The organism is Marinomonas maritima (assembly GCF_024435075.2).
Classification (GTDB): Bacteria; Pseudomonadota; Gammaproteobacteria; order Pseudomonadales; family Marinomonadaceae; genus Marinomonas; species Marinomonas maritima.
Map to the genome: position 1 here is coordinate 335,068 of NZ_JAMZEG020000004.1, position 25,266 is coordinate 360,333.

Annotated in this window: 21 protein-coding genes; 14 read left to right on the top strand and 7 right to left on the bottom strand. The window is 44.4% G+C overall.

Annotation, left to right across the window (positions count from 1 at the left end; translation table 11 throughout):
- Nucleotides 1-58 precede the first annotated feature (58 nt).
- The 3 genes from M3I01_RS16735 to M3I01_RS16745 all read left to right on the top strand — a co-directional run bounded on the left by M3I01_RS16735 (nucleotide 59) and on the right by M3I01_RS16745 (nucleotide 3,639).
- Nucleotides 59-1,561 carry a TolC family outer membrane protein gene (locus M3I01_RS16735; protein ID WP_255897055.1) on the top strand — a complete coding sequence of 501 codons (1,503 nt, stop codon included), beginning with the start codon at nucleotides 59-61 and terminating at the stop codon, nucleotides 1,559-1,561.
- 262 nt (nucleotides 1,562-1,823) lie between these two features.
- Nucleotides 1,824-2,771, top strand: coding sequence for a glutathione synthase (gene gshB, locus M3I01_RS16740; protein ID WP_255897056.1), 948 nt, complete (start codon nucleotides 1,824-1,826; stop codon nucleotides 2,769-2,771).
- A 7-nt stretch (nucleotides 2,772-2,778) separates the two neighbouring features.
- Complete coding sequence (locus M3I01_RS16745) at nucleotides 2,779-3,639, top strand: energy transducer TonB (protein ID WP_255897057.1); 861 nt, start codon at nucleotides 2,779-2,781, stop codon at nucleotides 3,637-3,639.
- A 70-nt stretch (nucleotides 3,640-3,709) separates the two neighbouring features.
- On the opposite strand, the gene rpoH is transcribed toward M3I01_RS16745, so the two are convergent.
- The 4 genes from rpoH to ftsY form a co-directional block, all read right to left on the bottom strand.
- Nucleotides 3,710-4,576 (bottom strand): RNA polymerase sigma factor RpoH, encoded by an 867-nt coding sequence (gene rpoH, locus M3I01_RS16750; RefSeq protein WP_112135240.1) that lies wholly within the window; start codon nucleotides 4,574-4,576, stop codon nucleotides 3,710-3,712.
- 130 nt (nucleotides 4,577-4,706) lie between these two features.
- Nucleotides 4,707-5,714, bottom strand: a complete 1,008-nt coding sequence (gene ftsX, locus M3I01_RS16755) for a permease-like cell division protein FtsX (RefSeq protein WP_255897058.1) — start codon at nucleotides 5,712-5,714, stop codon at nucleotides 4,707-4,709.
- Entirely contained in the window at nucleotides 5,715-6,386 is a 672-nt protein-coding gene (gene ftsE / locus M3I01_RS16760; protein WP_112135244.1) for a cell division ATP-binding protein FtsE, read from the bottom strand.
- 48 nt (nucleotides 6,387-6,434) lie between these two features.
- Nucleotides 6,435-7,652: a signal recognition particle-docking protein FtsY gene (gene ftsY / locus M3I01_RS16765; protein ID WP_255897059.1), complete on the bottom strand. Its 1,218-nt coding sequence runs from the start codon at nucleotides 7,650-7,652 to the stop codon at nucleotides 6,435-6,437.
- Between the two features lie 174 nt (nucleotides 7,653-7,826).
- Here ftsY and M3I01_RS16770 point away from each other — a divergent pair, with 174 nt between their 5' ends.
- From M3I01_RS16770 to M3I01_RS16820, 11 genes are all read left to right on the top strand, one after another.
- Nucleotides 7,827-9,143 (top strand): insulinase family protein, encoded by a 1,317-nt coding sequence (locus M3I01_RS16770; protein ID WP_255897060.1) that lies wholly within the window; start codon nucleotides 7,827-7,829, stop codon nucleotides 9,141-9,143.
- Complete coding sequence (gene rsmD / locus M3I01_RS16775; RefSeq protein ID WP_255897061.1) at nucleotides 9,140-9,739, top strand: 16S rRNA (guanine(966)-N(2))-methyltransferase RsmD; 600 nt, start codon at nucleotides 9,140-9,142, stop codon at nucleotides 9,737-9,739. The genes M3I01_RS16770 and rsmD overlap by 4 nt, the downstream gene beginning before the upstream one ends.
- Nucleotides 9,740-9,963: 224 nt before the next feature.
- Nucleotides 9,964-11,850 (top strand): methyl-accepting chemotaxis protein, encoded by a 1,887-nt coding sequence (locus M3I01_RS16780; RefSeq protein ID WP_255897063.1) that lies wholly within the window; start codon nucleotides 9,964-9,966, stop codon nucleotides 11,848-11,850.
- Nucleotides 11,851-12,076: 226 nt separating this feature from the next.
- Nucleotides 12,077-13,234, top strand: a complete 1,158-nt coding sequence (gene metX / locus M3I01_RS16785; protein WP_255897064.1) for a homoserine O-succinyltransferase MetX — start codon at nucleotides 12,077-12,079, stop codon at nucleotides 13,232-13,234.
- A complete protein-coding gene (gene metW, locus M3I01_RS16790) occupies nucleotides 13,234-13,824 on the top strand; it encodes a methionine biosynthesis protein MetW (RefSeq protein ID WP_275565204.1) in 591 nt (196 codons plus the stop codon). The genes metX and metW overlap by 1 nt, the downstream gene beginning before the upstream one ends.
- Before the next feature lie 79 nt (nucleotides 13,825-13,903).
- Nucleotides 13,904-14,512, top strand: a complete 609-nt coding sequence (gene rdgB, locus M3I01_RS16795) for an RdgB/HAM1 family non-canonical purine NTP pyrophosphatase (protein ID WP_255897065.1) — start codon at nucleotides 13,904-13,906, stop codon at nucleotides 14,510-14,512.
- Entirely contained in the window at nucleotides 14,509-15,678 is a 1,170-nt protein-coding gene (gene hemW / locus M3I01_RS16800) for a radical SAM family heme chaperone HemW (protein ID WP_275565205.1), read from the top strand. The genes rdgB and hemW overlap by 4 nt, the downstream gene beginning before the upstream one ends.
- 441 nt (nucleotides 15,679-16,119) lie before the next feature.
- A complete protein-coding gene (locus M3I01_RS16805) occupies nucleotides 16,120-17,709 on the top strand; it encodes a BCCT family transporter (protein ID WP_255897067.1) in 1,590 nt (529 codons plus the stop codon).
- Between the two features lie 297 nt (nucleotides 17,710-18,006).
- Complete coding sequence (locus tag M3I01_RS16810; protein ID WP_255897068.1) at nucleotides 18,007-18,573, top strand: TMEM165/GDT1 family protein; 567 nt, start codon at nucleotides 18,007-18,009, stop codon at nucleotides 18,571-18,573.
- 27 nt (nucleotides 18,574-18,600) lie between these two features.
- Complete coding sequence (locus M3I01_RS16815) at nucleotides 18,601-20,457, top strand: putative nucleotidyltransferase substrate binding domain-containing protein (protein WP_275565206.1); 1,857 nt, start codon at nucleotides 18,601-18,603, stop codon at nucleotides 20,455-20,457.
- On the top strand, nucleotides 20,458-21,174 hold the full coding sequence (locus M3I01_RS16820) for a 3'-5' exonuclease (protein ID WP_255897072.1): 717 nt from the start codon (nucleotides 20,458-20,460) through the stop codon (nucleotides 21,172-21,174). It begins immediately after the preceding gene.
- 14 nt (nucleotides 21,175-21,188) lie between these two features.
- Here the strand turns inward: M3I01_RS16820 and M3I01_RS16825 are convergent, their stop codons facing one another.
- From M3I01_RS16825 to M3I01_RS16835, 3 genes are all read right to left on the bottom strand, one after another.
- Entirely contained in the window at nucleotides 21,189-22,265 is a 1,077-nt protein-coding gene (locus M3I01_RS16825; RefSeq protein ID WP_255897074.1) for a LacI family DNA-binding transcriptional regulator, read from the bottom strand.
- Between the two features lie 117 nt (nucleotides 22,266-22,382).
- Nucleotides 22,383-24,002, bottom strand: a complete 1,620-nt coding sequence (locus M3I01_RS16830; protein WP_255897075.1) for an alpha-glucosidase — start codon at nucleotides 24,000-24,002, stop codon at nucleotides 22,383-22,385.
- Between the two features lie 97 nt (nucleotides 24,003-24,099).
- Complete coding sequence (locus M3I01_RS16835) at nucleotides 24,100-25,200, bottom strand: ABC transporter ATP-binding protein (RefSeq protein WP_255897076.1); 1,101 nt, start codon at nucleotides 25,198-25,200, stop codon at nucleotides 24,100-24,102.
- Nucleotides 25,201-25,266: the final 66 nt, after the last annotated feature.

Genomic DNA, 25,266 nt, shown 5'->3' on the forward strand with positions numbered 1-25,266 from the left:
TTCACGGCATAAATAACGTTAAGATTTGAGCTGAACATATTAAAGGATAAATGATTGCATGTTTTACCGAATAGTTATGATTTGCACGGTTTATACAGGGACGCTTTTTTTACCGGCCACCGCACAAGCCGTTTCACTCGAAGAGGCAACGTATACCGCAATAGAAAACAGCCCGACTGTTAAGCAATCTATTGCGCAATATCGCGAGTTTAAAGAAAACACTGAGTTAGCTCGTCGTTCCGGCTATTACCCGAGCGCGGACATCTCCGCTGGGATAGGGCACGAAACCACTTACGCGGATAACGCCACCTCGGATGATATCGACCTGACTCGCCGAGAGTTAACATTGTCGCTTAATCAACCTCTTTTCAATGGCTTTTCGACACAAAACGACGTGGAACGACTGTCCAGTGAAGCAGAAGCCCAGCGCTGGGCTGCGCTGATTGCAGTAGAAAATACCGCACTCGAAGTCGCTCAAGTTTACGCCAACATTTTACGATACCGTGAACTCGTTACTCTTGCCGAACTGAACTTAAAAACACACGAACGCATTTATGGGCAAATCAAACTAAAAAGTGATTCTGGCATTGGACGTCAATCAGACCTGAGCCAAATAACCGCTCGTCTTGCTAAGGCACACGCGAATCACTTCGCGGCAATCAACAACCTGACAGATGCGGAAAGTAACTATCACAATATCGTTGGAGAGTTTCCACCTAAAAATCTTATTTACCCCGTACCTGATAACGACTTGCTGCCAAAGGATCTGGATTCTGCCATCAATGAAGCACTGAAGAAAAACCCAGCAATCGAAGGGGCGTATTGGGATGTTGCCGCAACAGAAAGTCTCCAAAAAGTCATCGATGCTGACAACTATCCTAGCGTGAACTTTGTCGTAGAGCGGACATGGAATAATAATATAGACGGTAGAGAAGGCTCAAGCGAAGACTTGCTTGCTATGGTGCGCCTAAACTATAACCTGTACAGCGGTGGAACACACAAACGAAAAAAAGAAGCCGCGGTTCAGCAAAATGTTCAAGCAACAGAAATACGACGTCAAACCATTAGAGACACAGAACTCACCGTTCGACTATCATGGGCGGCTTTTGAAGCCACTAATGGCCAAAAAGAACACCTCCGACAATATGTTATTGCCACGAAAGAGTCTCAAATAGCGTACGAAAAACAATTTCGCCTAGGGCGTCGTACACTGTTAGACGTACTTGATAATGAAAATGAGCTGTTCCAAGCTCGCCAAGACTACGTGAACGCAGACTATGATGAACTCTTCTCTGAATTTCGTCTCTTTAATGCAAAGGGTGAACTGATGCGTGCCTTTCGTATTTATCGCCCTCAGTTGCTTGGTTTTAATGATGAGTTTGATAAAAAACAAGCGCCACCGACGGCTCGCCTAAACGCCGTTGATGAGCTAAAAGCGGCTGAAAATACGATACAAGAGGATTCCTCTACATCACCTCAATCTTCACCAACAAATAACACTCAGAGCACACAAGAAAGTGAGCTTTTTCTTGATGCCGGTGGTAATACAGGAAGTTGGTAATCATTAAAAAGCGCAGCATACTTTGAAAAAATACATTATTGGGCGCCATTTTATAGCCAAATAACCAAGGATTTTGCTTTTAAAAACAAACCAGCGTCGTCATTTAAAAAATGCCTGCGCTGGTGGGCTTGTTCGCCAAGGTAACTATCTGCACGTCATGGGTGTTTTTTCTTCTCAGCGCCCCCATATTTCTATAGCATCAATACCCATTAATAGACTCATCAACGTATCCAGACGTTGCTTTCGCTTTAGGAACCACTCTATGACTATCAAACTCGGCATTGTAATGGATCCAATTTCATCCATTAACTACAAAAAAGACACGTCACTCGCCATGCTATGGGCTGCAGCAGAAAAGGGCTGGCAACTTATTTACATGGAACAGAAAGACTTGTTTTTAGACAATGGCAAAGCGTACGCCATGACTCGCCCTCTAAATGTTCATAAAGATCCTGCTCATTTTTATGATCTAGGCGAAGAAAGCAAAATGCCATTAGGCGAGCTAGATGTAATTTTAATGCGAAAAGATCCGCCATTTGATAGCGAATTCGTCTACAGCACCATGATTTTGGAACAAGCAGAAAGAGACGGCGCTCTTGTTGTCAATAATCCCAAAAGCTTACGCGACTGCAATGAAAAGCTTTTTGCCACCCAATTTCCACAATGCTGCCCACCGGTATTAGTTACCCGACGTGCTGATTTACTGAAAAACTTTCATAAAGAACATGGCGATGTGATTTTCAAACCGCTAGATGGCATGGGTGGCACGTCTATCTTCCGCATTAAGCCTGACGATTCCAACGTTAGTGTAATCATTGAAACACTAACGAACATGGGTGTTGAACAGATTATGGCGCAAAAGTTTATCCCTGAGATAAAACAAGGTGATAAACGTATTCTTGTTGTGGATGGCGAACCGGTGCCATTTGCACTCGCGCGTATTCCAGCCTCAGGTGAGACCCGAGGCAACTTAGCCGCGGGCGGGCGTGGAGAAGGCAGACCATTAACAGATCGTGACCGTTGGATTTGCGACCAAGTTATCCCTTCGTTAAAAGAGAAAGGGCTGATGTTTGTTGGCTTAGACGTTATCGGTGATTACCTCACCGAAATCAATGTCACAAGCCCAACCTGTGTCCGTGAATTAGACACTCAATTCGACTTGAATATTGCCATGACCTTGATAGAAGCTATAGAAAAGCGTCTTCAGTAATATTTGCATGCGAACAATAGATAAATTTTCTGTCGCACTCTTCATTGCCATTAGCGTTCATGTGCTAATGGTGATGGTGATTGGCTTCGACTTTGAACTGCCCGCACCTAAGCCAAAAACGCTTGAAGTGACCTTGGTTCAACATACGACGAAAGCGCCAAAGGATGCTGACTTCATCGCCCAAGCAAATCAACAAGCAAGTGGAACAGAGCTGCGCAAGCAAAAGCTTACCACCACAGAAAATTCACGTTTTTTATCCGATACGATTCAAGAAATTTCGCCTCCAGTCCAACCACAACTGGCTTCTGCAGAACCCATTGACGAGCCAAGCTTATTAGCCACAAAACACCAAAAAGCCATCTTTGAAATAGCCAATGAATCAGAGAAAGAGCCCAAAACCCTTGAAGAACAATTTCGTGGTGAAACGCAAATTCCGAGTCATCTATCTAATGACATAGCCACTTTAGAGGCCTTGCTCGATCAACAACGTCAATCCTATGCAAAACGCCCAAGAATACGACGACTCACCTCTGTTTCAGCCAAGGCGGCTGTGGACGCTCAATACCTCGATGATTGGCGGCGAAGAATTGAACGCATTGGCAACATACACTACCCAGAAGAAGCGAAACGTAACCACCTCTATGGCGAGCTGCGCTTGGCCGTTATCTTGCTACCTAATGGGTATGTGGATGATATTGAAGTACTTCACTCCTCAGGCGTCAGAGTATTAGATGGCGCCGCCATGCGGATCGTTCGCTTAGCCGAACCTTTTCAAGTTTTTCCAACGGAGTTAAAAAAAGAAGTGGATAAACTGGAGATAATTCGCACATGGCGATTTGTTCCTGGCGACCAATTACAAAGCCAATAATCTTAAAGCTCGGCCACAAAAAAGCCCTCCGAAGAGGGCTTAATCGTCTTTACTAACAAGCGGTTAACCATCAATCAAATTGACCATCGCCCATCGCAAGACGTATTTTTTTCATTGCGTTCTTCTCAAGCTGTCGAATACGTTCTGCTGACACACCGTATTCATCGGCCAACTCATGTAAGGTTGATTTCGCATCAGACAACCAGCGCTGAACAAGAATATTGCGGCTACGCTCATCAAGATCGGACATCGCTACTTCGAGTCGCTGATTCGAGTCTTCTTCCCAGTTACCATTTTCAAGCAAGGTCGCAGGGTCAGCTCGATGGTCTTCTAAATACTGTGATGGCGCCTTGAAAGCACTCTCATCGTCATCGTCCGCTGAAGCATCGAATGCCATATCAGAAGAGCTTAAACGACCTTCCATTTGACGAACCACTTCAGGCGTTACGCCTAAATCGCTAGCGACAGACTCGACTTCTGAATTACTGAACCAAGATAGCGTTTTTTTCGCGCTGCGCAAATTAAAGAACATTTTACGCTGTGCTTTCGTAGTCGCTACTTTAACAATACGCCAGTTTTTCAGAATAAATTCATGAATTTCGGCTTTAATCCAATGTACGGCGAAAGAAACAAGTCGTACACCAACCTCAGGATTAAAACGCTTTACCGCTTTCATCAAGCCAACATTACCTTCCTGAATCAAATCACCCTGAGCTAAACCGTAGCCAGAGTAACTTTTTGCAATATGTACTACAAACCTTAAATGAGACATAACCAAGGTACGCGCAGCCTCAAGGTCTTCTTGATAATAAAGACGCTCTGCCAAGGTTTTTTCTTCGTCAGCGGTTAAAATCGGAATTCGGCTAACGGCTTGTATGTAGGACTCTAGGTTCTGGCCTGGAATCATAATATCCGTAGGCTGGAGAGTTTTACCCATCTCTATTTCCACCTTTCTAATTGTTCATACTGTGTATGACAAAATACTATCAAGTAAAGTCTGCGGGTGTGTGACATAAATGTGAATAAATCATGGCTATTGTCTTAATACTGATTTTAGCCCTTTATGTTCACTGCAGTTCAATATTTGTTATGTGTCGATTAACGGCAATCCATGCCCCGACCACACCAACAAATGCGCTAATAGTTAAACATAAAACAATCTCATCTGCATTAAAAGTCTGCAGCTGAAAACCACTTTGATAGAGCTCGATCAATCTTTCTGCTGGTGCGCTTACCCACCAGCTAAGCAAGAGAATACATAGACTGGCAAAAAAACCACCAAGCACACCAAACCAAAAACCCATGTACAAAAATGGTCGACGAATATACGCATCGGTCGCACCAACCAACTTCATCACCAAGACTTCATTACGGCGACTTTCGACCGCCATTCTGATCGTGTTCCCCACAATCAGAAACACCGCAACCACCAACAAGACAGATAAAGCATACACAAATCTCTGACCAAAACTCAGTATATTGGCAAGGCGCTGTAACCATTGTGCATCCAGCTCTGCGTATTCCACTTCTTTTTGCGCATCCAATTGGTCACGTAACGCTTGTAAGTTGGACAAGGTCGTTACGTCTACCGCTTCTTTGGGAATGACTCGTAAGACAATCGGCAACGGGTTCTCTGGTAAAGAAGACATGATCTGCTCATATCCGCTTGATCGTTCGAAATATCTAAGGCCTTCTTCTTTAGAAATGTACTCAACCGATGCCACATCTTCTTGCGCGGAAATACGATGCGATAAAGCCAATGCTTGCGTGTCTTCTAAGCCAGGGAAAAGATAGAGCGTAATAACCGATTGCTGCTCCCACTGATCGGTAACAGATTGCACGTTCTTCAATAAAACATACAAGCCGCCCGGCAACGATAATGCAATGGCGATAACCATAACGGTCATAATACTGGCCAATGGGTAACCCACCAGACGCATAAAGCTTTCCATTAATGTTGCTTGATGCTGACGGAAATACTTACCGGGGTGAAAGGGGGTCCGTGTCGGCCAATGATGTTTGGTCGCTTTAATCGACTCGCGTGTCGCGCCTCGTTGATTCGGCTTTTGTGCCATTTAGCCAAACCCTCCATCGTTCACCATTCGGCCTTGGTTCAAGGTCAATACGCGATGACGCATACGCGCCACCAACGCCAAATCATGACTGGCGACTAAGACAGTTACACCAACTCGATTGAATTCTTGGAAGAGATTCATGATCTCTGCGGATAGTTTAGGGTCCAAATTACCCGTTGGTTCATCGGCTAACAACAGTTGCGGTTTATTCACCACCGCTCTGGCAATACCAACACGCTGCTGCTCACCACCGGACAACGCCATTGGATTGTATTTTTCTTTATCCAGCAAGCCCACTTTATCCAATGCGGCACGAACTCGCTTTGCTATCTGTTGAGGGTCCGCGCCGCTCACCTGTAGAGGCAAGGCCACGTTATGAAAAACACTTCGATCTAATAACAATTGATGGTTTTGAAAAACAACACCAACCCGGCGTCGATGATGCGGGATAGCTCGGCGGCTCAAAGTGCGTAAATCGATACCATCAACCAAGATCTGTCCAGAAGTTTGGCGCTCAATCATCATCATGAGTTTCATTAAAGTACTTTTACCCGCACCAGAATGCCCAGTAAGAAACGCCATTTCACCTTGGCGCAAATGAAAACTCACTTGCGATAATGCTTCTTGTCCGCTCTCGTACTTTTTACCCACTCGTTGAAATTCGATTTCCACGCTAATTCAGCATCCCTAGATTAGAAAGAAGAAAGATCTAATTGCCACTTATTCACTATCAAACAAGGCATCTACAAATTCTTGAGCAACAAAAGGGCGCAAGTCATCTACTTGCTCACCCACACCGATGTAACGTATAGGTATTCCAAACTGCTTCGAAATCGCAAAAATAATACCACCTTTGGCGGTTCCATCCAGCTTGGTCAGCGTTATACCGCTCACACCAACCGCTTCGGAAAACAGCTTAGCCTGACTGATGGCGTTTTGACCAGTGCCCGCATCCAAAACCAACATGACTTCATGAGGCGCATTTTCATCAAGTTTTTTCATCACGCGAACGACTTTTGATAACTCGTTCATCAAATTGGCTTTATTTTGTAAACGGCCGGCCGTGTCGGCAATCACAATGTCAATGCCTTTGGCTTTAGCAGACTCGATGGCATCGTAAATCACCGACGCTGAATCTGCACCAGTATGTTGTGCAACAACAGGCACATTATTACGCTCGCCCCATACTTGGAGCTGTTCAACAGCAGCAGCACGGAATGTGTCACCGGCCGCCAACATAACACTTTTACCTTCAGCCTGATATTTTTTAGCCAGCTTGCCAATGGTCGTTGTTTTTCCGACACCATTCACACCCACCATCAAAATAACAAAAGGACCATCTTGGCTCACTGGTTCAAGTTCTTTTTGAGACTGGCTAAGAATATTTTCCATGTCCCCTTTTAAATGGGCTAACAACGTATTCGAATCTTTCAATTCTTTGCGGTTCAATTTATCTGTTAAGCCGCTTATCAAGGTCTGTGTGGCATCAATCCCAACATCTGCCATCAACAACTGCGTTTCCAATTCTTCTAGTAGATCATCATCGACTTTTTTATGACCACCAATAACAGAAGCCAAACCATTCCCTAAACCACCGCGAGTACGAGACAATCCAGATTTGATGCGTTGGGACCAAGATAAAGAAGGCGGTTGCGACTCGCTTGATGTCTCTTCTACTATTTGATTATTGATACTCAGCGATTCATCAGCCTCGGCATTATCCAACGGTTCATTAGAAATCGAAGTTTCTACTGAATCGGACGTATCTATATCCTTTTTCTTGGCTGCCGTAATATCTGCATTTATTTTACTCACAAAACGACGGCGAATCACAAACGCGATGATCGCTAACAGTGTTCCTATTGCAATAGGAACATAACGAGCATATTCACCAAGATATGGTGTAAAAAAAACAATAATTTGGTTAACAAATTCCATTCAATTGGTCTCTTTATTTTGACTGATACAGTAAGCACCAGCGATAATGCTATGATTAGACATTGCGCCACATACATGGACACTTTAAAACGATTATTTTAACATCATTCCGGCTCGCAAACAGGCTTAGTTTTAGCAAACACACGCTTAACAGACATCGTCTCAAGGTCCATTATGTCCGATAGTAATAAACCTCTCTTTAGCCGACCGGTTTTAGCGGCCATTATGCTGTTTTGTACACTGGCTATTTGGCTATTAAATCTAGCAGTACCAAGCTCTAAGCTCCCAACACCTCACATTGAAACATGGACCACAACATCTGGCATTCCGGTTGTCTGGTTAAAACAAGAACAATGGAAAAACAGTAACAAACTAGAGATTCGGTTTTCATTTCGTTCCGTTACCACCGACACCACACTTATTCAAACCACGCTGGCGATGTTGATGAGTGATTCACTGCCACTTAGCACCGCGTCAATTAACCAAAGACTAATGCCTTTAGCCGCCCGCGCAAGCAGCTATTATGACCATGAAAGCCAAACAATTGGCTTAACCTTAAGCAACGAGCCTAAGTATTTAATGCCAACTTTAACTTTGATAAGTAACTGGCTGAAGAACCCCGATTTCAAGCACCGTACCTTTGACAACTGGCAACGTCAACACAAGAACAATCTCCCCGCCCAACATCAACTTGAACGTGTTTTATTTTTTGATAAAAGCAAACAACAAGATGATCCAAAAACGGTCAAAGTGTCATTGGAGCAAGTCTCTCATTATTACCACAGTCTAAAAACGTCTGCGGCCACCATTTTTATTATTGGTGAAATGTCGTCTGATGCAAAGCAAATCGTCCAAAGCGCAATCAACCTTATCAGTGAAGATTATCGTTTATCGAAAGCATCTACAGAGTCTATTATCTACGAACCGCTCAGTACTGTTATTCAAAAAAATACAGGAGACCTCTGGCAAACTCGAAGCGCTATGGCGTTGATGCCGGTGTCCTCTGTAAAAGAATGGATAAGCCTACAGCTTTGGGGGACAGATTTAGTTTCCACCCTCAACAAACAGCAACACATCAGTTTTGTACAGCTCGCCCTAACCCTGTCACCTCAACGCCCTTGGGTGTGGTGGAATATTCAATATGGCGACAAGATAGCTGCCGCGCCAAACCAACTATCAGGAGAAGAAAACCGTTTAATTAATGCTAAAAGTCTGATCTTCGCTGAACAAGTCCCCTCAGTGAGTGACAAAAAAGCCTTTCAAGCGCTTCTCGAGACGTTCGTACAACAACTCGAACAACAAACGCTGTCACCAACATGGTGGAGTACTATTGCGACTCAGGTCACCCATGAAGATGGGCAACTCACCTTAGAACAATTTGCTAACAACTATCAAGAAGCCACTGATAACTTCTCAATCGAAGACTATCAAATGGCCCTAAAACATCTATTAAAGCCATCATCCTACCAAGAGATTCAGGTTTACCAATGAAAAAAAACGCCCCAAACAATGCCTCGAGTCAAACCAAGACAAAAGCATCCAAGCTTCGCATCATCGCGGGTGAATGGCGCTCGCGCCAGTTACCCATTCCCGATGTTCAAGGGTTACGGCCAACGCCAGATAAAGTCCGAGAAACTTTATTTAACTGGATCAATTATTCTATTCCGGGAGCCGTTTGTGGCGATTTCTTTTGTGGCTCTGGCGCGCTAGGATTAGAGGCTCTATCACGAGGCGCTAAGCACGCAATCTTTGTTGATAACTCAAGAGTCGTTGTCCAGCAAATGACTGACAACTTAGCGACGTTAAAGGCTGAAAACGCAGACGTGACAGCGCAAAATGCCGCCGTTTTTCTAGACACCGCAACGCCTACGCCGCTGGATATCGTTTTTTTAGATCCGCCGTTTCGTAAAGGTTGGCTTGCCCAAATCGTTCCTTTGCTTGAAAAAGGCTGGCTCGCGAAACGAGCACTTGTTTACATTGAAATGGAGAAAGAAGCCGAACTTCCTATCTTGCCCGTGCACTGGTCTTTGATGAAAGAAAAAACAGCGGGGCAGTTGGTTTATCGTTTATTTGAAGTCGTCAAATAAGCCCCATTAAAGCCCTGATACAAAGCAGGGCTTGTATTACTTCACCTCCTAATCTGGACTCTCGCACTAAAATAGAGCGATACGATACGTTTTGTTACCAACGTTAGCTAAAAACAAGCTATATTAAAGACTGTATTTTTAGCACGATGCTTGCATACGCTAATATAACGACGTGCCATTGACACGCACACCATTTAACCGACTCGACTCACAGGAAGGTCATTATGTTGGCAAACCTATCCTTTAAAGCAAAGCTATTATTCCTACTAATCACCGCCGTGATGGGGTTTATTATTGTGACGTTTGTGGCCATGGGAGGCCTGTCCTCTCAGCAAAAAGCCAATAATGAATTGCGTAACCTTTCGAAAATTCAAGCATCAAACGATCAAGTTCGCATCCACATGCTAGAAATAGCCGATAGCATAAGATCCATATCAGTGGATAATTATGATGAATATCTAGCGAGTGCGAATAAACAAATAGAAGAAAATGGCAGCCTCATTAGTACCAATATTAAAAGAGCCAACAGCCAAGCCCTAAAACAAGTCCTCGAAGAAAACCTTATTAAAATAAACGACTACAGCCAAGCGCTCATTGCACTGATCAATAAGCGCTATATTATTGGTTTTGACTCGTCTTCTGGACTGCGTGGCAACATAGATCAAATGGGGCTGCAAATCAGTGAAGACATTAAAAAACTCACTCTTTTAAAACGCGAGTTCACGAATGTACGCAAAGGCGAAGCCAGTTACCTGTCTGACCCAACAGAAAGTAATTTAGAAGAATTCACCGCCAGCTTCATGCGTTTTGACAGTCGAATCGAAAACTTTGGTTTTCAGGGTACTCACGGTGTAAAAGCCTACGCCTATCGTGATGCACTCCTTCAGTATGGTAAAGAGTACGAGGGACTCGATACGATAGAAGCGACATTCACTGACAAAAAGAGCCAATTTGACGAAGGCCAGCTAAAAGCAAACCGCCTTATTGAAGAAAAAATATTACGCGCAGAGGCTGACTCAGAAGTAAGCTCAAGTAAGGCAACTGCCACTCTTCTCGGCGTCAGTATTGCTGTGAGCATCGCTGCGGCACTACTAATGATCGCCATTGGGCGCAGTGTTAACAGCACACTGCACAATATCATTACGGATTTAAATAAAGTCAAAAAAGGCGACATGTCCTCCAAAGCGCTGGTCAACAAAAAACGCAATGATGAATTCGACCAGCTGAGCCAATCTCTAAATGAAATGACTGACGGTCTTGGGAACGTACTAAAAGACGTTGTCTCCACAACAAGTCATGTTAGTACTATGTCGACTGACCTAAACAACACTATCCTCAGCATTACTAACAGCAATCAGTTAGTGAACCAGCGCACGCATTCATTAGCCAGTGCAACTGATGACATATCAAGTCGGTTAAATGAGTTATCAAGTACCACCAACACCTTAAAATCTCACTCAAACGAAACGTATCAATCCGCCAAGTCTGGGGCAGACACCATCAAGATGGTACTAAATAGCATCACGGATACGGTAAATATCGTCAATATAACGAGCCAACAACTTGATGAACTTGGTCGTTTATCTAAAAACATCGATAACGTCATTGCAATGATCAACGATCTTGCCAGTCAAACTAACTTATTGGCACTAAATGCCGCCATTGAAGCAGCACGAGCAGGTGAAGCAGGTCGAGGTTTCTCTGTGGTTGCCGATGAAGTCAGAGCGTTAGCAGAAAAAACCGTTGATGCTACCTCTAAAATTACCGACATCGTCAATACGATTCAACATTCAACACAAACCGCTATCACTACCATGGAAAGTGGCCAAGATAATCTGAAAATTATCAGTGAAAATGGCAGCAAAGCAGAAGAAGCCATGCGAGACATCGAAAACAACGCCATGACAGGGTCACAATCAACCGATTCAATGGCAAACGCTATTCAAGAGGTTGCCAGCACGGCGATTCAAATGAGTACGGAGATGGAGCAAATCGCTCAGCAATTAAATGAGGACACTCGCTCCATTAATATTATGGCCGATAAAACCAAACAAATTCAGCAACTTTCAGAGCAACTTGCCGGTAAGACGCAAGTATTTACGCTCGTTTAAAACACAATTACCCCACACAAAACGCTTCTAACATGTCATTGACGAATGATAGAAGCGTTTTTAAATTGATGGCTATTTTTCCCTTCAATCCCTTGATGGCACTATCAATCTCTTGATGACACTAGGCGCAAACGCTAGACTGTGTACATCATTCATCGATGAACCCTCCCACGCTTCTTCACGGGAATTCGAGCACCCTCTTTTAGGGCTTTATTTTAGGATAACTATGCCGGACGTCATTCCAGCCGACTCTGTTGGTATTGTTACGCCACAGATTGCGCAATTCGACACACCGTTGGCGCTGTGCTGCGGACAAACTTTGTCTTCTTATCAACTCACTTACGAAACCTATGGCACACTGAACCAAAATGCGTCTAATGCCATTTTGATTTGCCATGCCCTAAGCGGCGACCATCATGCGGCAGGCTATCATGCCGTGACGGACACTAAGCCAGGCTGGTGGGATTCTGCCATTGGTCCTGGCAAAGCCATCGATACAACTCGTTTTTTTGTGGTCGCTCTTAATAATTTAGGGGGTTGTGGTGGCTCTACCGGCCCAACCACCATTAACCCTGAAACAGGACAGCGCTGGGAAGCGAGTTTTCCCATTGTCACCGTAGAAGACTGGGTTCAAAGTCAGGTCCGGTTGGCCGATTTACTTGGCATTAAAACCTTTGCGGCTATTGTTGGTGGCAGTCTTGGTGGCATGCAAGTTTTAGAATGGAGTATCCGTTTTCCTGATCGTTTGAAAGCCGCGGTTATTGTCGCTTCAGCACCAAAACTGTCTACTCAAAATATCGCTTTCAATGAAGTCGCGCGCCAGTCTATTCGCCGTGACCCAGATTTTTTTGACGGTAATTATTTAGACAACAAATCCGTACCAACCAACGGCCTTGGTCTTGCTCGCATGCTAGGTCACATTACCTATTTATCGGACGATGCCATGGGCGCTAAGTTTGGTCGCCAAATGCGTCACGACAGTTACCAATACAATTACGGCATTGAGTTCGAAGTGGAAAGTTATCTACGCTATCAAGGCGAAGCCTTTACCAAACGCTTCGATGCCAATACTTATATGTTGATGACCAAAGCACTCGACTATTTTGATCCTGCTGCGCAAGCCGATGGTGATTTAGCTGCGGTACTGAGCAAAGCGCAATGCGAATTTCTGTTGGTTTCTTTTACCACCGACTGGCGTTTTGCACCGGAGCGTAGCGAAGAAATTGTCAATGCACTCATCAAAGCAGGCAAACCTGTTTCGTACGCAAAAATAGAAGCTGAAGAAGGTCATGATGCGTTTCTTTTCCCTATTCCGCGCTACATGGCGGTGTTAAGTACTTTTTTAACTCGCGTTGCTAATCGCTTAACGACGGAGGCCAATTAATGCGCTCTGACTTAGAAATGATCGATGAATGGATCCAGCCCAGCATACGCGTACTCGACTTGGCTTGTGGCCCGGGGGAATTGCTCCATCACCTGATTGAAAACAAGCAGGTCAACGGCTATGGACTGGAAATTCGTCCTGAAGATTTGAATACCTGTATAGAGAAAGGCATTTCTGTTTTAGAGCAAAACATAGACGAAGGATTACAGAACTTTGAAGATCAAAGCTTTGATCTAGTACTGATGACACACGCTCTACAACAATTTCGTCGACCTGATCTTTTGATCGATGAAATGTTACGTATTGGCAAAGAATGCATTATCACCTTTCCAAATTTTGGTCACTGGCGCAGCCGACTTCATCTTGCACTAAAAGGCCGTATGCCGGTTTCGGATTTTTTACCCTACAACTGGTACGACACACCCAACATCCACTTTTTTACCTTTCAAGATTTTGAGCGTTTATGCCGCGAGAAAGACATCAAAATTCTGCGCTGGGCCGCGGTTGATGGGCACCTAAAAGACCACTGGTGGATTCGTTCTATGCCAAACCTCTTCAGTGAAACGGCAATTTTCCACATTAGTCGTTAAGCCGTACATTGAACCCTAAATTAAACAACAAGGCGGCCAATAAGCCGTCTTTTTGACAAAATATTAAGAGGATACTCCGGTGAATAAAACCATCGTTTTAGCCAGCAACAATGCCGGTAAAATCAAAGAATTTAATGCATTACTCAGCGATATGGGCATCGATGTTAAACCGCAAAGCGAATTTAATGTCGAAGAAGCCGAAGAGAATGGCTTAAGCTTTATTGAAAATGCGATTCTAAAAGCGCGCAACGCTTGCGCCCAAACAGGCTTGCCAGCACTGGCAGATGATTCCGGTATTGAAGTAGATTACCTTAAGGGTGCTCCTGGTATTTACTCTGCGCGTTTTGCCGGAGAACACGGTAACAATGAAGCGAATAACACCCTGCTATTGGAAAAATTAGACGGCGTCGCTGAACTCGAACGCACCGCCCGCTTTCATTGTGTTTTAGCCTATATGCGCCATGAAAATGACCCCACTCCAAAAGTATTCCATGGCGTTTGGGAAGGTCGAATAATGACATCAAACGAAGGTCAAGAAGGCTTTGGCTATGATCCCGTGTTTTACGTTCCTGAATGTGGTTGCAGTGCAGCAAACCTGCCAAAAGAAGTTAAAAACCAAATAAGTCATCGGGCAAAAGCATTAAAGCAACTTTTCGCAGCGTTCCAGCAACAAAGCAGTCAACTGTGAGCATTCAGTTGCCACCATTGAGTTTGTATGTTCATTTACCTTGGTGCGTTCGCAAGTGCCCTTATTGCGATTTCAACTCTCATCAAGCTGATCGTTTTGAAACCAATGGCAAGCTGCCTGAAGACGCTTATTTGGCACAATTGCTCGCCGACCTAGACGCCGATTTGCCTTATGTTGCTGGCCGTCCGATTCAAACGGCATTCATTGGCGGCGGCACGCCCAGCTTAATGAGCGAAGGCTTTTACTACCGTTTGATGGACGCTCTGCGCGAAAAACTCACGTGGGCGGACAACGCCGAAATCACCATGGAAGCCAACCCGGGCACGTTTGAGCAGGAAAAATTCAGCCATTTTCGCCAAGCAGGCATTAATAGGCTTTCCATTGGCATTCAAAGTTTCCAGCCAAACCTGTTGAAAACCCTAGGAAGAATCCACAACCGAGACGAAGCCATACACGCTGTGGATAAGTCTAGAGCGGCTGGCTTCGACAATATCAACCTCGATTTGATGCACGGCTTACCCGATCAAAGCCTAGAAATGGCCATGGAAGACTTATCTCTCGCGATAAAGCTTAACCCTGAGCACTTATCTTGGTATCAATTGACCATTGAGCCAAACACCGAATTTTATCGCCGTCCTCCCACATTGCCAGAAGACAACACCTTATGGGGTATTCAAGATGAAGGTCAAGCTCTGCTTACCCAACATGGATATGTTCAGTATGAAGTGTCAGCCAACTCAAAAATCAATCGCCGTGCCGAACACAATCTTAACTATTGGCGCTTTGGCGATTACATCGGCATTGGCGCTGGAGCCCATGGCAAGATAACATTGAGTAATGGTCAAATATTTCGTACACGAAAGACCAGACACCCAAACCATTACCTTAACAATCTGCCAGAAGCGCTCGTTATTAAAGACGCCATAGAACAAGAAGACCTACCTCTTGAATTCATGATGAACCGATTACGCTTATTCGAAACATTCGATTTAAAGGACTATGAGCGATTTACCTACCAAACGTTACCAGTGCCTTTGATAAAAGCCTGTGAAACTGCATTGAAACAGGGTTTATTAGACACCGAGGCATGGAAAAATAATTGTGTTAAAACCACCGAAAAAGGCAAACTATTCCTCAATGAATTGCTTGAACTGTTTCTTCCATAACACGTCACTTTATTTACTATAATTTGACATCTAACTAAATTGGTGTAATCCTTGCCCAGTTAAGAACAAAAAAAGGCCATCATTGATGGCCTTTTTTTGCTTCATTGGAAATGCAAATCTAGTGAATTTCCAATAGAAATTATCTTTTCAAACGCTACAATCAACACTGCCGTTTTGTTCTATTTTAGCAAAAAAATCATTATAAGCATGCTGCCTACCTCTTCGTTGGACGCTGTTTAAAAAAAGCATAACTTGCGAATTTACAACACTAAATTGTCGGTTGATTGCTAGAATAGAACAAAATACGTCGTGTTAAGAACAGTCCTATAATGGGAATACTTTTAGTGTAAGGTAGCGGGATTGTATAAAAATCGCTCACGCTGGTTTTAGTTTGGAAGGTTTGGAAGATTTGAAAAATTTCACTAATTCAGGAGAATATTTATGAGTAACAAGGTACCTGACAGCGGTCGGGCAGAATACAACACGTCGTACAAAGTAGGGCAAGATAACGTTCAGTTCCTTGGCCTAGATGTACTTAACCCTGTCTTTAGCACAAGTGCCATCATCATTTTTGCTTTCATACTTGGTAGTATTTTATTCCCAACGGATGCAAGTGCACTATTGTCAGCAGGAAAAAATTGGTCAATCAATAACTTTGATTGGTTCTTTATGGTATCAGGCAATATCTTTGTGCTCTTCTGCCTACTTTTGATTGTTCTTCCTTTGGGTAAGATTCGTCTTGGCGGTACCGAGGCAAAAGCAGAGCACTCAACCATCACTTGGTTCTCCATGCTGTTCGCTGCTGGTATGGGTATTGGCTTGATGTTCTGGAGTGTTGCAGAGCCTGTTGCCTACTATACAGGCTGGTACGGTACGCCATTTGATGTGCTTCCGAACACACCAGAAGCAAAAGATGCTGCTATGGGCGCAACTATGTTCCATTGGGGTCTGCACCCTTGGGCTATCTATGCGGTTGTAGGTCTTTCTTTGGCGTTCTTCGCTTACAACAAAGGTTTGCCACTGACCATTCGTTCTGCTTTTTACCCACTATTAGGTGAAAAAGTATGGGGCGGTGTGGGTCACGTAATCGACGTAATCGCGGTTATTGCCACTATCTTTGGTTTGGCAACCTCACTTGGCTTTGGTGCGCAGCAAGCAACAAGTGGTCTCAATTTCTTATTCGGCATTCCAAATACATTAATGACACAAATCATTGTTATTTGTGCGGTAACAGCGGTGGCCATTATCTCGGTGGCTCGTGGTCTAGAAGGCGGCGTTAAACTGCTTTCTAATGTCAACATGATCATTGCCGGTGGCTTGGCGTTGTTTATTGTCATCGTTGGTAATACTGGCGCGATCTTCGCGGCAATGGGTTCTTTCTTTTTAAGCTACGTTGAAAATATCATTCCTTTAAGTAACTGGATTGGTCGTGATGACGAAACCTTTTACCATGGTTGGACTGTGTTCTATTGGGCTTGGTGGATTTCCTGGTCCCCATTTGTCGGCATGTTTATCGCGCGTGTTTCTCGTGGTCGTACGGTACGTGAATTCATTGTTGCTGTGTTGTTAGTACCAACCGCTGTGTCCTTAGTATGGATGTCTATTTTCGGTGGTTCTGCCATTGAGCAAGTAGAAAATGGCGTCGGTTCTCTCGCAAATGGCATCACGGACTCTTCGCTTGCGATGTTCCAAATGTTTGCTAGCCTACCGCTAACATCTTTGACGTCCTTCGTTGGTATCATTCTAGTTTTGGTCTTCTTTGTGACCTCTTCTGACTCAGGTTCTTTGGTTATCGATGGCATCACAGCCGGCGGTAAGACAGACGCACCTATGATCCAGCGTGTATTCTGGGCCGTTCTAGAAGGCATCATTGCGATTGCTCTACTTGTTGGTGGCGGTTCTGAAGCATTAGGCGCGATTCAAGCGGCAGCCATCACCATTGGCTTACCGTTCACCGTGCTTATGTTGATAATGTGTGTGAGCTTGTGGAAAGGTTTACATAGCGACATACATCTTTATAAAAAAGTGTAAAATTATAAAGAGCAATTGTTACTAAAAACAACGCGAGCGGTCCTTACCGCTCGCGTTGTTTTTTTTTACCGAATACTCTATTATCAGCGCCTTCTTAGGGGAGTAATCTTCTTTGTACGTGCGAATCTGTGTACTGCAAAGATTCTTTGTCAACATAATTGGGCCTCAAGCTCGTGGCAAAGAAGTCCTGATACGATGTGAATCGACGGGATTGGTGAGACTTAAGACAATGACTTGGCTCAGGTGGGCACAGGTAGATTGTCTTTTGTTTTATAGCCCACCTAGGACCTATCAAAAATGGAAGCTCTACTCACGTCTATCTCTACCGTCGCTCTGGCTGAAATGGGCGATAAAACCCAACTCTTAGCTTTATTTCTTGCCACCCGATTTGCCTCCAAAATGCCGATTGTTCTAGGTATTCTTTTTGCAACTCTACTCAATCATCTTTTATCAGCTTGGCTCGGCGTCGAAATTGCACGCTGGATTCCCGACAGTGCAATCAGTTGGATTATCGGTTTAAGTTTTATTGCTGTGGGTTTATGGTTATTAATCCCAGATAAAGATGACAGCGAAGAAAATACCATGCTGAAATTTGGCGCATTTGGCGCGACGTTTGTGCTGTTTTTTCTTGCTGAAATAGGCGATAAGACACAAATCGCCACGATTTTATTAGGCGCTCACTATGGCAGTGTTTGGATGGTCTTGTTAGGCTCAACCTTTGGTATGATGCTAGCGAATGTGCCCGTTGTTTTTGCTGGTCGATGGATTATGGATAGGGTCAATGCTGATCGAACTCGACAGCTTGCCTGTTGCCTCTTTCTCATTATGGGTGTTGTCACCATAGTGTCACCACTGCTTCAATAAATTGGTTCACTGAACAGGAATGGTAAAATGGACGTCGAATTAACAGAAATACTCGAAGCACTTTGTCAGCACTCGCCTTTCAATGAGATTGCCGAAGACCCGCAACTCAATGATATGACAAAAGAAATAGAGATTCAGTATGTTAGAGCGGGAGAGTGGGTCATCGCTCCCAGCGCGTTAAACAACACACTTTTCTTTATTCGTAGCGGCGCCATTGAAGTACTCAGCAAAGAAGAAAAATTAATTCGACGTATGAATGAAGGTGAGCTATTTGGCTATGCCTCTCTCTTACGTGGCGGGAAATCGTCACAATCCATGCGCACCATAGAAGACAGTTTGCTGTACTGCATTCCAGCCCGTTGGTTTCTCAAGTTGTACGAAGAAAACGATACTTTTTCTGATTTTTTTCAACTCGCTCGCGAAGTGCGCCTGCGAGTAGCAATGGACTCTAGAAGCTCAGATGTGTCCTTAATGACCTGCCCGATAATCAGCTTATTGAGACGACCTCCTATTAGCACACATATTGACTCTGATATTCGTCTAGCAGCACAAATCATGTCAGAACATAGAGTCTCCAGCTTATTGATTACCGATAACGACGAGCTCATCGGCATCGTGACAGACCGAGACTTACGCACCCGGGCCGTTGCCAAAGGCCTTGCTTATGACACCCCCATTTCCAGTATCATGACACGGGATCCCATTGTCATGGACAGTGGTGACTACGCCTCTGAAGCGGTATTGAAAATGATGGCATGCAACGTCCATCATATACCCATTATTAAAAATGGCCGCCCGATAGGCGTCGTGAGTACGGGTGATATCATCCAAAAAGAGAGCCATGGCAGCGTCTATTTAATCAGTGATATTTTCAAGCAAAGCAGCATTGATGGCTTACAAGCCATTAGCCATAAGATGACTCATACCTTTAACCAGCTTGTCGTCGCAGACGCCAATACACAAATGATAGGTAATGCCATGACGCACATTGGTACGGCCTTTGTGAAGCGTCTCTTACAGCTTGGTGAGGAAAAATTTGGCCCAGCACCTGTCCCCTATTGTTTTATTGCCCTTGGCTCACAGGCAAGAGAAGAACAAACCATCAAAACGGATCAAGATAACGCCATAATTTTAAGCAATAAATACGATGAGTCATTGCATGGGGAATACTTCAAAAATCTGAGCGACTGGGTTTGTAAAAACCTCGACCTTTGCGGCTATACGCTTTGTACTGGCGACATCATGGCATCTAACTTACGCTGGCGTCAGCCTCTTAACGTGTGGAAAGAGAACTTCAGCGAGTGGATTCAAAAGCCCAAAGCAGAAGCGCTACTGCGCCTGTCTATCTTCTTTGATTTACGCGGTATCTACGGTGATAAAACCTTAGCAAAACAGCTAAACCAACATATACGCAAAGAAGCCAAGCAACACTCTGGTTTCTTAACCTTTATGGCCCGTAACGCCAATCAACGAAAACCGCCCTTGGGATTTTTTAGACAATTTGTCTTAGATGGTGAAGGCAAGCAGTCACGCACTTTCAACCTCAAGGAAAGAGGCATTGCGCCGATTATTGATATCGTCCGCGTGCATGCCCTTGCTTGTGGCAGCGATAAACTCAACACACTAGAACGTATTGAAGATATTGAAGCCGCTGGGTTATTACCTGATGGTCGTGCCAAAGACCTTGCTTTGGCGTTAGAAATGATCGGCATGGTTCGCATTCGAAATCAGAAAGATCAAATAGAAGCAGGGGAAGAACCCAATAATAACGTCAATCCTGAAAACTTGTCGTCATTCGAAAAACGCCATTTACGAGACGCTTTTCACATCGTTTCTCGCCAACAAGAATTTATTAAATTCCGCTACGCTGGAAAGCGTAGTTAAATGGGGAGAGTAGCATTGAAGAACAAGCCTAAAGTCGATGTACAAGACTGGCAATCCATGTTTGCAGAATGGGCCGAAGAAGCGCCAGAAGGCCCTTTAAAACGCTATTATCAAGCGGGAATGGTTCCACCTAATACGGCTTTGAAAGACACGCCCTTATTGGCATTGGACTTAGAAACCACAGGCCTCGATCCCAGCACAGATGAAATCATCAGTCTTGGCTTAATTCCGCTTAATAATAAAACTATTCGTTGTCAAGGTGCACAATATTGGATGGCGAAACCAGAACGTTCGCTTAATGCAGAATCCGTCACTATTCATGAAATCACTCATGCAGAATTAGCTGAAGCGCCTCCTCTGCACGCCATTTTAGATGAAATATTGGTGGCATTAGCCAACCAAGTCATTGTCGTTCATTGCGTTGCCATTGAACGCCAATTTTTACTCAAAGCCGCCATGGACATATACGGTTACCCGTTCTATTTCCCCGTGCTTGATACCATGGATATTGAGCGTCAAGTCGTCTATAAACCGTGGTGGAAACGTTTTGGAAGACCGCCATCACTGCGCTTAGATGCTTGTCGCCAGCGTTATAAATTACCTCGCTACAAGGCGCATCATGCCCTAACAGACGCCTTATCTTCGGCAGAATTATTACAAGCGCAAATTGCTTATCATCTCGACCCTACTGCCAATATTTCAAACTATTGGGTTTGATGATTCTATAAACATTAGACAGACGCTGGTTCAATGAACGAAGGGCAACTTTCGCGAATAATCAGCTCTGTTTCTAACACCACATCTTTTGCTTCTCGAAGCCCTAAAAACACCTCAGCAGCAACGCGACCTTTTTCTACCGTTTGCTGGTGAATCGTGGTGATTGAAGGGTGAATATTGGCACTTTCAGCAATGCCATCAAAACCAACAACGTGTAAGTCTTCTGGCACACGTAAGCCCATGTGTAATGCGGCTTGGACCGCCGCAATCGCAATACAATCACTCATACACAATAACAATTGGGGACGATGTGCCATGGTCAGCGCTTCACGTGCCGCCTGATACGCTAACTTGTGATTGTTTTCAGGTATGTTCCAAATATGCTCTGAAGAAACCGAGGCTTCGTGCTCCTTCAATGCGTCAAAATAACCATATAGCCGTTGAATGGAAATCGATGCGGCTCGATCATACATCTCATCCTCTCGAACCCGACATACGCGATCAGTGTCCAAAAGACATAAGCCTAAAATAACGATATTTTTGGGTTTATGAGTCAACGCGTGACAGGCAATCGTATAGGCTCCACTGTGATTTTCTATGTTTACCGAGGTCGTTCCAGGGAGAAAACTGTCAACGGTGATGATGTTTTTATGAGGCATCAACCAAGGCGCATTGATACATTGCTGAGGTTTATGACCATAAACAATAAAACCGTCCACCATAGACGATTGCATACGACTTTGTGCGTCCTGCTCAACTTGATCAGAAGACAGCAGCAACATATTGTACTCATTGGCCTCAAACACTTCCGCCATGCCTTTCAAAAATTGATTAGCAACGGGGTCTGTCAGGCTGTAACTCAAATCATCAGACAAAACCACACCAACAATGCCGGTACGACCGGTACGCAAACTCCGAGCGGCCGCATTAGGACCAAAATAGCCCATTTTTTCGCATTCGCTAAGAATGTTTTCACGCAAGATAGCCGATAACTGATCTGGTCGATTGAAGGCATTCGAAATGGTTGCCGTGGACACCTTCAGTCGATCTGCAACGTCTTTTAAAGTCAGTTTTTTTATATTTTTTGTCATACTAACGACTCGTAAGCAATAAAGAACTTTGACAAACAAGCCGATTTACGTAGAACGAAAATCGGCTTATTAATTACAGAACATCCATTAAAAGCTCATGGAATGGTGTAATACGGCTTAAGACAACGTAGCGTAAAACGCTTGATAAGCCGGTAATGTCAAATTTTGACCCTCTAGTGTCGACGAAAAACCATGACCTTGTAAGACATCCATCACATCTGTGGTTAATGTCGCGTGTTGAGCGTCACTTGTCATATTTAGCACTACCAAGAGGCGAGAACCTTCGTATTCACGTATTAACGCAACAAGTTGGTCATTACCTACATCAGCCTGTGACAACTCACCATTGACCAAAGCGGGTTGCGCTTGACGCCAATGAATCAGCTGACGAACCTTGTGTAACAAGGAATTTGGATTCGCTTCTTGCACAGCCACACTCAAAGGCAAATGCGCGTTATCAACTGGCAGCCAAGGTTCAATCGTTGAGAATCCACCTTGTGCTGTATTTTCCCATACCATCGGCGTACGACAGCCATCACGACCTTTAAAGACAGGCCACAATGGAATGCCATAAGGATCTTGAATCCGCTCAAACGGCACATCCGCTTCCGGCAAACCTAACTCTTCACCCTGATACAGACACACACTGCCACGCAACGACAGAATCAACGCTAACGCAATAAGAGGATACGCTTCGCCGTCTTCATCCGCTCCCCAGCGAGTGCGAGAACGCACTACGTCATGGTTAGACAATGCCCAACAAGGCCAGCCATCACCCACAATGTTATTCATATCCGCCAAAGTTTTACGAATATACTGCGGTGAATGCGGCGTATTCAAGAAATCAAAGGTATACGCCATGTGTAACTTATCGCCACCTGACGTGTATTCTGCCATGCGTTTCAGTGGGAAATCGTCCCCAATTTCACCCACCATGGTGCTGCCTGGAAACTCGTTCATCATGACCCGTAAGTCTTTTAAGAAATCCAAGTTTTCAGGGCGACTCAAATCGTACACATGTCGTTGGTAGGTGTATGGATTATCGTGTGGCGCGCCCATGGTTTTAGGCTCACCTGCTGGCACAGGAGGATTGTCTTCCAACCCTTCGCTGTGGAAATAGAAATTCACCGTATCCAAACGGAAGCCTTCAACCCCTAATTCCAACCAAAAACGCATATTATCCAAATGCGCTTTACGAACGTCTGGATTATGAAAATTAAAGTCCGGTTGAGACTCTAAGAAGTTATGCAGGTAATACTGCAAACGACGACTGTCCCATTTCCACGCGCTGCCACCAAAAATAGACAGCCAATTGTTTGGCGGTGAACCGTCTGGCTTTGGGTCGGCCCAAACATACCAATCGGCTTTAGGGTTCGTTTTATCCTGACGACTTTCCTCAAACCAAGGATGAACATCTGCTGAATGACTGATTACTTGGTCAATCATGACTTTGAGACCCAGTTCATGAGAACGGTCAACTAAGGTTTTAAAATCCGCTAAGCTGCCGAACATTGGATCGATATTGCAATAATCGGATACATCGTAACCAAAGTCCTTCATTGGCGACGTAAAAATAGGCGATAACCAGATCGCATCCACACCTAATGACGCGACATAATCCAGCTTACTCGTAATGCCTGCCAAATCGCCGACACCATCGCCATTCGCGTCCATAAAGCTACGTGGGTAAATTTGATAAATTATCCCACCTTTCCACCAATTCAGATTGGTTGTCATCAAGACTCTCCAAAAAAGATAAAACATGGGGCAATGCCAACGCATTACCTCATTCAAAATTACAGTATTGTTAACGAATCAAAAACATCTTAGTTCATTAACTTTTACGCAGGTAAGACTGTTCGTTCTCATCAAACAAATGCATTTTTTCAGGCGATGCGGATAAATACACTTTATCGCCCCGCTTAATAGCCAATGTGCCCGCTTGCTTTGCGATCACCATCTCTTCAGCGCCTGGTATGCTCACGTACAGCAAGGTCGCTTCCCCTAGAGATTCAACAAACGCAACATCGCCAGAGAAAAGGCTCTTATCTTCTGCCGCCACGACCATCAGATCTTCTGGGCGAATACCAAAGAACGCAGGTTTGGCTTGTTCGCTTGGCTCAGTCACGATAGCCGTCTGAATCGATGCGGAGGCAGATAAGGAAACTAAGGTTTGTAAACCCGCCTGTTCAATATGACAAGGCACTATGTTCATCGCAGGCGAGCCAATAAACTTAGCAACAAACACATTGGCTGGGTGCTCATAAAGTTCAAGAGGCGAACCCACTTGTTCTATGTTACCGCCGGACAAAAGCACAATACGATCCGCCAAGGTCATGGCTTCCACTTGATCGTGGGTTACATAGATCATCGTCGAGTCAGGCATGCTGTCTTTCAGATTAGCAATTTCCATACGCGTTGCCACGCGCAAAGCCGCATCCAAGTTCGACAAGGGTTCATCAAACAAAAATACTTTTGGACGACGAACAATCGCACGACCAATCGCCACACGCTGACGCTGACCACCCGAAAGCGCTTTTGGCAAACGGTTAAGATACGGCGTTAATTGCAGCATGTCAGCGGCTTTACGCACTTGCTGATCGATATCGGCTTTTTTCACCTTAGCAATTTGCAAGCTAAACGCCATGTTGTCGTACACCGTCATGTGCGGATACAAAGCATAGCTTTGGAACACCATGGCGATACCACGCAATGCTGGAGGAGTGTCGTTCACGACTTCTCCATCAATCTCTAACGTTCCTGCAGAAATCTCTTCTAGGCCAGAAATCATCCGCAACAAAGTTGACTTACCGCAGCCGGATGGACCAACAAAAACGATAAACTCGCCTTGTTTGATGTCCAAATTGATATCGCTTAATACTTCAACGTTATTCGAATAAATTTTCTTAACGTGGGTTAACTTAACATCAGCCATGATTCTACTGCCTCAATCTAAATTCATACCTTAGGTGGGGAGCAAAAGCTCCACCCACCTGCTTAG